Source organism: Rhodopirellula halodulae, from assembly GCF_020966775.1.
GTDB lineage: Bacteria > Planctomycetota > Planctomycetia > Pirellulales > Pirellulaceae > Rhodopirellula > Rhodopirellula halodulae.
In genome coordinates this window covers 147,871-160,182 of the sequence record NZ_JAJKFV010000012.1, presented here as the reverse complement: position 1 = coordinate 160,182, position 12,312 = coordinate 147,871, and the positions used below count along the sequence as shown (strand labels likewise).

Annotated in this window: 11 protein-coding genes; 8 read left to right on the top strand and 3 right to left on the bottom strand. The window is 56.1% G+C overall.

Annotated features, from left to right (window positions below; genetic code table 11):
* The first annotated feature begins 125 nt into the window (after positions 1-125).
* Positions 126-815 (top strand): response regulator transcription factor, encoded by a 690-nt coding sequence (locus tag LOC70_RS11665; protein WP_230253753.1) that lies wholly within the window; start codon positions 126-128, stop codon positions 813-815.
* Between the two features lie 241 nt (positions 816-1,056).
* Positions 1,057-1,614: a PEP-CTERM sorting domain-containing protein gene (locus LOC70_RS11660; RefSeq protein WP_230253752.1), complete on the top strand. Its 558-nt coding sequence runs from the start codon at positions 1,057-1,059 to the stop codon at positions 1,612-1,614.
* 1 nt (position 1,615) lies between these two features.
* On the opposite strand, the gene LOC70_RS11655 is transcribed toward LOC70_RS11660, so the two are convergent.
* Positions 1,616-2,593, bottom strand: coding sequence for a class I SAM-dependent methyltransferase (locus LOC70_RS11655; RefSeq protein WP_230253751.1), 978 nt, complete (start codon positions 2,591-2,593; stop codon positions 1,616-1,618).
* A gap of 149 nt (positions 2,594-2,742) precedes the next feature.
* Between LOC70_RS11655 and gap the strand changes: the two genes are divergently transcribed.
* The 5 genes from gap (at position 2,743) to glgB (ending at position 9,605) form a co-directional block, all read left to right on the top strand.
* Entirely contained in the window at positions 2,743-3,771 is a 1,029-nt protein-coding gene (gene gap, locus LOC70_RS11650) for a type I glyceraldehyde-3-phosphate dehydrogenase (protein ID WP_230253750.1), read from the top strand.
* A gap of 152 nt (positions 3,772-3,923) precedes the next feature.
* Entirely contained in the window at positions 3,924-5,147 is a 1,224-nt protein-coding gene (gene obgE, locus LOC70_RS11645; RefSeq protein ID WP_230253749.1) for a GTPase ObgE, read from the top strand.
* Positions 5,148-5,163: 16 nt separating this feature from the next.
* Entirely contained in the window at positions 5,164-6,060 is an 897-nt protein-coding gene (locus LOC70_RS11640) for a type III pantothenate kinase (RefSeq protein ID WP_230253748.1), read from the top strand.
* Between the two features lie 543 nt (positions 6,061-6,603).
* Entirely contained in the window at positions 6,604-7,335 is a 732-nt protein-coding gene (locus LOC70_RS11635) for a ribonuclease HI (protein WP_306796769.1), read from the top strand.
* A 59-nt stretch (positions 7,336-7,394) separates the two neighbouring features.
* The gene (gene glgB, locus LOC70_RS11630; RefSeq protein ID WP_230253746.1) at positions 7,395-9,605 is read left to right on the top strand and encodes a 1,4-alpha-glucan branching protein GlgB; all 2,211 of its coding nucleotides are present in this window, start codon (positions 7,395-7,397) and stop codon (positions 9,603-9,605) included.
* A gap of 268 nt (positions 9,606-9,873) precedes the next feature.
* Here the strand turns inward: glgB and LOC70_RS11625 are convergent, their stop codons facing one another.
* Positions 9,874-10,884: a sugar phosphate isomerase/epimerase family protein gene (locus LOC70_RS11625; RefSeq protein WP_230253745.1), complete on the bottom strand. Its 1,011-nt coding sequence runs from the start codon at positions 10,882-10,884 to the stop codon at positions 9,874-9,876.
* 60 nt (positions 10,885-10,944) lie between these two features.
* Complete coding sequence (gene queF / locus LOC70_RS11620; protein WP_230253744.1) at positions 10,945-11,310, bottom strand: preQ(1) synthase; 366 nt, start codon at positions 11,308-11,310, stop codon at positions 10,945-10,947.
* A gap of 35 nt (positions 11,311-11,345) precedes the next feature.
* On the opposite strand from queF, the gene LOC70_RS11615 reads away from it, so the two are divergent.
* On the top strand, positions 11,346-12,119 hold the full coding sequence (locus tag LOC70_RS11615; RefSeq protein ID WP_230253743.1) for a 7-carboxy-7-deazaguanine synthase QueE: 774 nt from the start codon (positions 11,346-11,348) through the stop codon (positions 12,117-12,119).
* The last annotated feature ends 193 nt before the right edge of the window (positions 12,120-12,312 follow it).

Below are 12,312 nucleotides of genomic sequence, written 5' to 3'. Positions count from 1 at the left end.
CCAGAACTTCATCAAACCTTCAACGAATCGGCGGTTTGTGGGTGGTGCGAAATTTCACATCTTCAACGAAACTACACACCGTCCGGAAGATATGAATCTCCTCTCCCCACGCAGCATGCGGACGAATGTCAAAAACCAAAGTTCTCATCGTTGAAGATTACCGGCCGTTGGTCGAAACGTTGGAATACCAGCTGAAACGAGCTGGTTACGAGGTGTACCGAGCTGCCGATGGCCGCGAAGCGTTGAACCAGGCCAAACTGTACCTGCCGGACGTGGTGGTCCTGGATGTGGACCTGCCAATCCTGAGCGGCGTGGAAGTCTGCAAGCAGTTGCGATCTGACGCGACGACAAAAGACACGCTGATTTTGATGCTGAGTGCTTTGGGCGAAGAGTCCGACCAAGTCGTCGGTTTCGCGGTCGGAGCGGATGACTATGTGGTCAAGCCGGTCGAGAGCTACAAGGTGTTGCTGCAGCGAATCAAAGCGTTACTGCGACGTCGCGAACCGAGCTTGGATGACGCGGACGCGATTTCTCGTTGCGGCGTGACCGTGGATCGCCGCCGGTTTGTGGCCACTATCGAAGGCGAAGCGGTCAAACTGACCAAGAGCGAATTTCGCTTGCTAGACACGTTGATTCGTCAGCCAGGACGAGCCTTCGACCGCAGCGAACTAGTCGACGCGGCCCTCGGCGAAGACACCATGGTCCTGGAGCGAACGATCGACGTCCACGTCCGAGCCCTCCGCAAAAAGATGAGCGAACACGCTGATCTGGTGGAAACAGTGCGAGGAGTGGGGTATCGGTTCCGGGAGGAGTGAACCGAACCAGCGACTAAAACGCGGCTCCTGTAAAAATTAGAAATAAAGGTCATTTTGGTCTCTAACGACAACATCCCCCCCCAAGTTCGGAGTAACATCCATCGAGGTCGCGGGTGGTTAGGTACTTCATCTGGCGAATAAAGAGAACCTCTGATTACTTGGAAACGCAATGTGCCGACTTATTGTCCTTCTGGGGCTAGGCGTCCAGTTACTTCTCGCGACGAGCTCGAACGCCGCGGTAGTGATTGATTTTGACTCAGTAGATTCGAGTTCAGCTCCGGCACCCATTGAGTCTCCACCTTATTTCGAGGACGGTTTTGAATTGGACGTAAGCACTGATGCGTTCCGCAGCCTCTTGCTAGGAGACGACAGCTATACCGGAAGTACCGCGTTCTACGCGAACATCCCTAGCGCGACTGTAACGATTGCCAATTCCAGTGGGTTTGAGTTTGCGTTTAATTCGATCGATTTAGCAAGATTAAATGTAAATCAACTCGGCGGCTTTTCTGTTCAATTCAGAGGCTTCAATGGACTTACCGAGGTAGCCAACCAAACAGTTACAATTGCCGCGGTAGGATCAGTTCCGAGTTCAAATGAGCTTGAGACTTTCGCGTTTAATCCTGATTTTGATGCGGTCACGTCAGTAAGTTGGGTTCGTACTGCCGGAAACGCCTTTCAGTTCGACAATGTTCAGGTCGTCGCCGTGCCCGAGCCGACATCCTTGGCATTTTGCGCGTTCGGCGCTGGGGTGTTGGGAACGCGTCGAGCGCGTCGTCGTTTTTTCGCACCCAAGAATTGAATCACCTAATCAATGATTGGCTAACTTCCTCATTTATCGAACTCAACAGAAAGCCACCCACAAATCGGAGGCGATTCGGAATTTGTATGGATGTCGATCCATCGAGGCTCAGTAATCGGAATTCCTTGATAGTCCATCCTGTGTTTTCCAGATCGCTCCTGAGCTCCCTTCGCGAATAGCGGTGCAGGAACATGTCGGGGAGGCCTCGGTAGGGGTAGGTGGCGTCGCCGAATTCGTGGTCGCGGCTGACGAGTGATCTCAGCCAACTCTTGAGCAACAACATCTTGCCGCCGGCTTGGGCCAAGGACGCGTAGCGGTTGTGCACGTGTAGCAGCAGTTTGCCTCCCGGTCGGACAATCCGAGACGCGTGACGAAGAACCGCTCGGCGATTCTCTCTTCCTTGAATCATGCCGAGCGTGCTGAACAAACACACCGCTCCCGCGGCGCTGTTGTCAGCCAAGCAATCGAGTTCAACCAAGTTGGCTCGCAGCGGCACTATTTTGCCGGCGGTAGTTGAGGTGTTTTGCTCGGCTGCCACTGCCGCACGCTCGCGAACGTAACCCAGCATCGCTTGGGAGAGATCGATCGCCAGCACGTTTCGACCCATGGATGCCAATTCCGATGCCGCGCGGCCTGTGCCGCAGCCCAAATCGAGGATCCAATCGTCGTTCGTTGAAAAAACTTTTTCGCTGGACTCGTCCCCGCCCGAGAAAGACTGGCTGTCACCGGTCGATGTTGAGTCGATGGATTCGAACACCTCGCGAAGGATCTTCTGGTCCAACTCGCAAAGTGGTGTGTTGGCCACAAAGTCGTCGTAGTGGTGGGCGATGGACCCTTGGTGGACGTATCGCCAAATTCCGGCTGAAACCCCAGCGGGGCGCCGCCATTGGGTTTGTTCAATTCGTGCCGATGATTCGCCTCGATTGAGCGATGCCGATTCGGCCGTTGAATCGGATGAGTGGGGCCGAGAATTGGACATCGTGTCGGTTTTGCGGTCGGAGGTGTGTCTCGGGGGCTGTTTCAAAATGGATTTTCGATCCTATAATCCGCGCCCCGCAGCGGACTGGGCGACAGTATTGCCCGCCGCTTCTCTCCATCTTTGTTCCACCAGACAGGAATACGAAACCAGTGGCTATTAAAGTAGCAATCAACGGCTTCGGCCGAATCGGACGTTTGACTTTTCGCAACCTGATGGAGCGAAGCGACGAGTTCGAAGTGGTCGCCATCAACGATTTGACCGACAACCGCACGTTGGCAATGTTGTTGAAGTACGACAGTATCCACGGTCGTTTCGACGGGACCGTCGAATATGACGACACCTCGTTGACCGTCAACGGCAAGAAAATCGCCGCCTTGGCTGAGCGTGACCCACGCAACTTGCCTTGGAAAGAGCACAACGTCGACATCGCCATCGAATCGACCGGCTTCTTCACCGCACGTGCCAATGGCGAAAAGCCAGGTTACGACAGCCACCTGGCAGCTGGTGCCAAGAAAGTTGTCTTGTCCGCACCTGCAAAAGACGGTGCTGACCTGACCTGTGTTTTGGGTGTCAACGACGACAAATTGTCGGCCGACTTGAACTGCGTCAGCAACGCTTCTTGCACGACCAACTGCTTGGCTCCCGTCGCGAAAGTTCTGAACGACTCGTTCGGCATCGAATCGGGTTTGATGACCACCGTTCACGCTTACACGAACGACCAAAAGGTCCAAGACCAACCTCACGCTGACCTTTATCGCAGTCGTGGTGCGGCTCAGAACATCATTCCAACCAGCACCGGTGCTGCGAAGGCCGTTGGTTTGGTGATTCCTGAATTGCAAGGCAAGTTGACCGGCATCGCGATGCGAGTTCCCGTGCCAACCGGTAGCGTGGTCGACTTGACCGCCAACTTGAGCAAAGAAGTCACCAAAGAAGACGTTAACCTGGCGATCCAAACCGCCGCGGAAGGTCCTCTGAAAGGCATCTTGTTCTACGCTGTCGACCCAATCGTCAGCAGCGACATCGTTCACGATCCTCACAGCAGCATCTTCGCCGCCGACTTCACTCAGGTCTTGGGCGACAAAGGCAAGATGGTCAAAGTCGTGTCGTGGTACGACAACGAATGGGGCTACTCCTGCCGTACCGCTGACTTGTGCAGCAAACTCGGGAAGATGCTGTAGGTCGCCTTTGGCGACAGCAAAAAGCTACTAGCGGTTAGCGACTAGCTTTTCCCCCGCGAATTCATCGGACGAGGTGATACAATCACCCCGTCCGTTTTTCATTATGTGGCTGCTGGCTTTTCGCTAGCAGCTCGTTGCTAGAAGCTACAGAAATGTTTTTCGATCGCGTTGAAGTTGAGTTCCAGGCTGGCAAGGGTGGCGATGGCTGCATGAGCTTTCGGCGGGAAAAGTATGTGCCCAAAGGCGGCCCCGACGGTGGAGATGGCGGTCGCGGTGGCAGCATCATTTTGGAAGCCCGACTGGGCGTGAACTCCTTGGCCCAATTCGCCACGCGAAAGTTCTTTCGAGCTGACAAGGGCGGTTTCGGGATGGGGGCATTGCGGCACGGCAAAAACGGCCGCGATTTGCACCTTTATGTGCCCTGTGGAACCAGCATCATTGATGTGGAAGACGGATTTGTGATTAAAGACCTGACACAGGTCGGCGATCAATTCACGATTTGTCGTGGTGGACGCGGCGGACACGGGAACGCTCGTTTCAAGACCGCGCAGAACCAGGCGCCTCGTGAAAGAGAGCTGGGCCAACCCGGTGAGACGCGACATGTGATCATGGAGCTGAAATCGATTGCCGACGTTGGGTTGATCGGGAAGCCCAACGCTGGCAAGAGCACGCTGCTTTCACGAATCAGCAGCGCTCGCCCGGAAATCGCGGATTATCCGTTCACCACCAAGTACCCCAACTTGGGAATCGTGGACGTCGACACCGAGCGTTCGTTTATGTTAGCGGACATCCCCGGCTTGATCGAAGGTGCCAGCGAAGGCATCGGGCTTGGCCACGAGTTTTTGCGACACGTGGAACGAGCGGGGTTGTTGGTGCACTTGATCGAACCGACTCCGATGGATGGATCGGATCCGATTGAGAATTACGCGGCGATTCGAGATGAGCTTCAGCATTACGACGAGACGCTGGCGGATCGTGACGAGTTGGTGGTGCTGACGAAGTGTGAATTGGATTCTGACAACTCCGTGCAGCAATCCCTTCAAGCGTACTTTGATGAGCACCCCGCGAATCATTCCCGGGAATTGCGTGCGATCAGCGCCGCCGCGGACATCGGGCTGCAAGGCTTGGTCAATGAGATCATGGAGCGCGTGACGCGTCGACGCGAAGAAATGTTGGAGGCTGGGATCACTCCGACCCCTATACGCCAAGACGACGCACCGGTGACACCGAAAAAGAATCGACGTGTGCCGCCTCATAAAGCCGCCGCCACGGAAGGGTTGTCCAACGAAGTCCAGCCTCAGGACGTCCAGGGAGCGAGCACGTTGTCGGACACCGGAAAGGTCGTTCCTGGTGAGCGACGCGAACGTTCGTCTTGAGGTCATGAATTCACCGATGCCTGAGGACACTTCGCCACACAATACCCAAGCGGAATTCAACGATTCGACATGCGACGTCGTGATGGTTCGCGTTGGAATCGACGTTGGCAACACGGCGATCAAGGTCGTTACGCAATCCGCGGTTGACGTTTCAGCCGGTGGTGAAAAAACGACGACGAAAGGGCCTCTCCTGCGTTCCATTTCGCTTCGCGATCCGGAATGGATCACGAAGTGCATCGAGCATTTGAAAGATCTCGCGGAGAAGGTGGCGTCTTGTCGTTCGCAAGATTGCGACTCGGTTTGCTACGACATCCGAATCGCAAGTGTGAACCGAGGATCCGCGGAGCCTTTGGTCGCGGCTTTGGATGAAGCCTTTTTTGATTGTGTGCGAGTTCGCTTCGTCACCTACGAAGACATTCAATTGCAGATCGATGTGGTTTATCCCGATCGCGTTGGCATCGACCGCTTGTTGGGGGCGGAGGCCGCGTTTCGTCGGCACGCGTCGCCGTTGATCATTGTTGATGCGGGAACCACGGTGACGGTGGACTTTGTGTCTGACGAAGGCGTCTTCTGCGGCGGAGCGATCTTGCCTGGTTTGGAAATGCAGACGGCTGCGTTGGCTGCCGGTACAGATGCACTGCCAAAGTTGGATTGGGCGTCGCATCGCTGTCGCGAAATGCCGGAAGGTCCGGGGCGAGACACCGTCGCTGCGATGCGTTTGGGCGTGCTCGCTTCCGTGGCGGGCGCGGTTGAACGTCTGGTGCGTTTGTACGGTGGTGCGGCAACCTTGGTCGTCACCGGGGGTGACGCGGGATGTTTGGTCGATGCGTTGCCAAGCGATCTCGATGCGGTCGAAGAACCGCATTTGGTGGCCCGAGCGTTGTTGGATTTGTTGCAGCCCGAAAAAGGGTAGTCGCATGGTGCCTCGGGGCACGTTTGAGCGAGCACGAGGAATGGCGGTGGAAGGTTGATTGGAGCGTTGAGGGTGACGTTCGGTGGAACCGAACCTACCGCTTCGTTTCGCTCGCGACGTAGGCCAATGAGCCACAACCCTTGCGTTTCAATGCTCGCGCGAACGGCTTGCCTCGGGGTCAGTTTGCGGGTTGTTCAGCCTTCAACGATTGCGCGTTCACGTGGTAATTCGCGCAAAGCTTTTTGAGCAGGAAAGCTCTGCCGGCGAGCCTCGTCAGGACGAAAGCAACTCTTGTCGACAGGCGGTCGCATTGAATTTGGCAGGCTGAGTGAGCTGCCCCGGGTCAATTGACCAACAACGTCCCCTGTACGACTGGCACCGATGGATCGCGTCTCATTGCTTTCCCCTCCCCAGCAATCGATGCGTGAACAGCGATGCGGCGGCCCTTTTCGTCCAAGGATCCGGGCGAGAACTGGAGGGCCGCCGCCAGACCGATCGCTCCAACGCATTGAACGCATGACGTTAACTATGGCAACCCAAACCATGATGGATCCTTTGCAATCGCTCGAAGAGTTCGCTTCGATGGCGTCGGAACTCGGTGATCCGGATTTCAATCCGGCAACACCTCCGCCACGCTCGACGTTTCTTCTGGTGGTTTCCGCACACAGCACGTCGCTCACCGATGGTCGTTGGCAATTCGTGATTGAAACGTCCGATGGTCGACCGGTGATGGAAGCTGACGACCAAGAGTTCGGTGATCTGAATCGCCTGTCATTGCTGGCCGCCGTTCGCGGACTGGAAGCAATGGACGGTCCTTCGACGATCACGTTGCTCAGTCACAATCGCTATCTGATTCGTTCGCTGACGGATTCGTTGCCGCGTTGGCGCCGCAGCGATTTCGTTTGGGACCACTTTGGCCGTCGTGTGGAAGTCCAACATGCGGACTTGTGGCGACGCGTCGACCACGCGCTGGGAATCCACGAGGTACAAGCCTGTTTGGTGACCTCGCGGTTGGTCAGCCGCAAACCTGAGCAAGTCACACCCGACGGAGCAATTCCTGCGGCGGCAGTGGAACAAGCGAGTGACCGCATTGATCGGCCATCGGTCAAGCCAGCCGACGCGTGGTCGCGAATCGACCAGCCGCACGCGGGCCCGCCGGCACGCAAATCGGATCGCGCGGTTCCGACGGCCAATGATCGGCTACGAGACTGGTTGCTGAGTTCCGCAATTTCGGCCGGCGGATTGCAGCGATCCAACCCCATCAAAACGTCCTGATTTCGGACGACTTCCTTTCATTTCGACCTTTTTTACAATCTTTCCATTGCAGTCCAGCCATGAATTCGCAGCTCTCATTATCGACTATTCAGTCACTCGTTGATGGCAGTATGGAGAACCCGGGTAGTTTGTTGGGCCGCCACCCTGTCAACTATCAGGGACGAGAAGCCACGACGGTTCGCGTGCTTGAGCCCAATGCGGAATCCGTGTGGCTGATCGATTCGGCAAGCGGTTTGCGGCGTCCCATGCGACGGCTGCATCCCGGCGGATTTTTCGAAGCGATCTGCGATGAGCCCATTCACCAGCCTTCCACGTCCCGACTGCAAATGATCGACAAGACCGGCAAGAAAACCGAAACGACATCTCCGTACTCCGCGCCTAGCATCTTCACGGATCTGGATCGATACCTGATCGGCGAAGGCCGCCACCTTCAGCTTTATGATCGCTTGGGAGCACAGCTCCGTGAAGTCGATGGCGTTCACGGGGTCAACTTCTCCGTTTGGGCGCCCAACGCTCGTTCGGTGCAAGTCGTTGGCGATTTCAACGGTTGGGATGGCCGGAGTCACGTTGCTCAGCCGCTCGATTCATCCGGCATTTGGGAACTGTTCCTGCCGGGTGCCAAGGTCGGTCAAAAGTACAAGTTCCGGATCCAAACCGAGCACGGGCATTGGATGGACAAGTGCGACCCGCTCGCTTTCGCGGCTGAGTTGCCACCGCTGACCGCCAACATCATCACCGACATCAACGATTACTCGTGGAACGATTCGGAATGGTTGCAGCGTCGATCGGAAGCGGATCCGATGCACTCGCCGATGAACGTCTACGAAGTGCACCTGGGCAGTTGGCAAAAAGGCCCGGGCCGGACGCATGGATGGTTGGACTACCGTGATCTGGCAAAACGTTTGGTGGATTACTGCCACCGAATGAACTTCACGCACGTGGAGCTGATGCCAATCAGTGAGCACCCCTTCACGGGTTCGTGGGGTTATCAAAGCGTCGGCTATTTCGCGCCCACCAGTCGCCATGGTTCACCAGAAGACTTCATGTTCTTCGTCGACCACATGCACCAAAACGGCATCGGTGTGTTGATCGACTGGGTGCCGGCTCACTTTCCGAAAGACGACCACGGTCTGCGTCAGTTCGATGGATCGGCTCTCTACGAGCACGCGGATCCGCGGCAGGGCGAGCATCCCGATTGGGGAACGATGATCTTCAACTTCGGTCGCAACGAAGTGAAGAACTTCCTGATCTCCAATGCGTTGTTCTGGTTGGACAAATACCACATCGATGGTCTTCGCGTGGATGCTGTGGCGTCCATGTTGTACCTCGACTACAGCCGAGAAGACGGGCAGTGGATTCCAAACCGCTATGGCGGCCGAGAGAACTTGGAAGCCATCGACTTCCTGCGGGAATTCAATGTTGCCGTCCACGAGAACTATCCCGGCGTTGTCACGGCGGCCGAAGAATCCACCGCGTGGCCCGGTGTCTCGCGACCGACTTACGACGGTGGCTTGGGCTTCACCTACAAGTGGAACATGGGGTGGATGAACGACACGCTGCGTTACATGCGGAACGAGCCAATCCACCGCAAGTTTCATCAGAACGAACTGACGTTCAGCCTGATCTACGCGTTCACCGAGAACTTCACGCTGCCACTTTCACACGATGAAGTGGTGCACGGCAAAGGATCGTTGATCAGCCAGATGCCGGGCGACATGTGGCAAAAATTCGCGAACTTGCGATTGCTGTACAGCTACATGTGGACGCACCCCGGAAAGAAGTTGTTGTTCATGGGTGGCGAGATCGCTCAGTGGACCGAGTGGAACCATGATGACGGTCCTCAGTGGGAATTGTTGGACTTCGACACCCATCGAGGCGTCCAGCAATTGGTTGCCGATCTGAACAAGACCGTGATCGAAAATCCATCGTTGCACTGGAACGATTTCACCGGAGATGGCTTTGAGTGGGTGGATGCTCAGAACGCGGAAGACAGCGTGCTGGTTTACCTTCGCAAAGGTGCCGAGGGTGATCCACCGATCTTGGTCTGCAACAACTTCACGCCGGTTCCACGAGCGAACTACCGAGTGGGTGTTCCTTCCAAGGGATTCTGGAAAGAGATCTTCAACAGCGACGGTGAAGCCTACGGCGGATCCAACGTTGGGAACTATCCCGGATGCGAAACGACCGGCATCGAACATCACGCTCGGCCGGACAGCATCGAAGTGACGTTGCCGCCATTGGGCACAACGATCCTTCGTTTGGAATCTTGAGCGAAGGTTAAGCAGCGTTCCTCACGTAAGTCGGCCACTCTTGGCCGACACGTGAGTCAGGCGGTTTGTCGTGGGGACGGGCAAGAGTGCCCATCCTACGTGGACGCGAGTGTTCGATTGACGCTCGTTGTGCCCAATGCGGTTGTAGGTTGGCCACTCTTGGCCGACGTTTGGCGTGTCGCGTTTAGGAAAGACGGGCAAGAGTGCCCATCCTACGTAAAGTGGGACTCTGCTTTGGGCGACGAAGGGTCGGTCGCCCACGCTTGGCTCAGGCTTGTTGGGCCTTGGCGGCTTGCAAGTCTTCGAAGGTTCGCAGGTGGTAGTCGATCCCGACTTTGTCCAGCACTCGGCAAAGTCCACGAGCGGCGATGCCGAATCCGTCGGGACCACTGAAACCGCCGAACTGGCCTCCACCACGAACGTGAGGCTCGAGGTCCAAGTAGATTCCCTCGACGCCGCGGCGTGACATGCGATCAGCCAACGTTGGCAGGAACGATTTCAAGTCTTCAAAGATTCGCTCGTGAGCACTGTCGCCTTGATCGGCGGGAACGAAGTGGCTGGCGGATTCCTCGTCCACGTGCTCAATCCGGCCGTTGAGCGATGGGTCTTTGTAATCCTTGATGTGCAACCAACCGAGCGAAGGTTTCATCGCTTCGTACTGGGCATAGACCTGATCGGTCGTCAAACCCTGCATCACCATGTTGGCTCCGTCGAAGATCGTGACCAACGCGGGGTGATTGACTTTCTCCGCGATCGTTGCGAGCAGTTCGCCGGTTTGCCCCACCAGGTTCGCTTCGACTTCCAAACCAAACGTCAGGCCTCGCTTGTCGCAGGCTTCCGCAATTTGGCCGAGTTGATCAGCGACCTGGTCGATGTGGTCTTCCGGTGCCGTGCCTTTTGGATGGTAGAACGAGAATCCGCGTAGTAATTTGCAGTCAAACGCTTCGGCTCGATCGCAAGCGATTTGAACGTCCTCGGCCAAATACTGTTCGAAAGGGACGAAGTTGTTCGAAGTGCCGTCTTCGACATCCAACAACTTCACCTTTCCGATGGGAGATCCAATGCTGCTGACCGACATGCCATATTCTTGGTGAAGATCACGCAGAGTTTGGATCTCAGCTTCATCCAGCTTCATCACGTTTTTGATGCCGTTGCCGACATCGACGAAACGCACCGAGTAGTGCTTCAACCCGATGGCAGCGAGAGCCGCGAATTGTTCGTTGGCCTTTTTCGAGAAAGCGGACTCGTCAGCGAAACCGGAAAGAATGACAGAGGACATGGCGTTGGGGACTCAGGAAGGAAGGGCGGGCGAGGTGTCGACGTGAAAGATGACGGTGGATCAGCCTTCGTCGGGATAGCTGACGATGATGTTGCTGTTCAAACCACCGCGAGGCGTCCATTTGCTTTCCACGGTGACCTTGCGAGGCTGGACGACAGCGACAAAGTCGTCCAAAATCCGGTTGGTGACTTGCTCGTAGAAGATCCCTTCGTTGCGAAACTTCTGCAGGTACATCTTCAAGCTTTTCAGCTCCACGCACACCTGGTCAGGCACGTACGTGAACACGATGGTTCCGTAGTCCGGTTGCCCCGTTTTCGGGCAGACCGACGTGAATTCCGGGCAATGATGCTCGATGGTGAAATTGCGAGAGGGGGCGGGGTTTTCAAAAACTTCGAGGGTGTCTCGGAAAGAGGCTGAGTCGCTCACGTGGTTTGGTTCACTTCTTAGAAACGCGGTGTCGTTTGAAATCTGCCGATCGTCCAGTCGATGTTTTACCCGCTGAAAAGCTGGCGAAAACCCCCGGCAGTGCGGACGCTGATGCGTCCACGTTTTTGATTTCTGAAACGTTTGTCAGTCGGCAAGGGGAAGGCTCGCTCACCGGCCAGTCCAGCGTGTTTCTCCGAACCAGCGGTTGTAATTTGCGATGCTGGTTCTGTGACACCCCGTACGCGTCTTGGAACCCAGAGGGCACGCGGCAAACGATCGATGAACTGCTTCAATTGGTATCGGATGCGGACACGTCTCATGTCGTGTTGACTGGCGGCGAACCTTTGGTTGCCAGTGGCATTGTGCAGTTGGTCGATCGCCTTCGCGAAGCGGGCAATCATGTGACCATCGAGACCGCTGGGACCGTTGATCCCGGCGTGCGTTGTGATCTGTTGTCACTGAGCCCCAAGCTGCGAGCCAGCACGCCGGATGAGAACGAGCATCCTCGTTGGGCGAAGCTTCATGAGCAACGGCGGCTTCCAATCCAGACCATGCGAACGTTGATTCAATCCGCTGAAGCCACGCAAGTGAAGTTCGTGGTCGACTCGGCCGATGAAATGACCGAGATTGACGAAGTGATTTCGCAGTTGCGAGTCTCGCCCGAGCAAGTTTGGTTGATGCCGCAAGGCGTTTCCGTGCAGGAACTCGACGCCGCGAAGCCATGGCTGCTATCCATCGCTGAATCCCGCGGCTATCACTACTGCGACCGCATGCACATCCGCTGGTACGGCAACCGCCGCGGAACATAGTTGCGTGAATTTAGGCGACAGCCATGTTTCTTGAGCGATCGCGTAACCGGCTTCAGGCTGCCAATTCGATGTTTTGACGGTGGCACATATCCGTCCCTCATCTTGGCCGGTCGAAGTTGCTGGACGCTATTATTTTGCGTTAGGCAGGGGGGACGGACTTCCCTGGTTGTGACGGTTAATTACTCTATGTCGG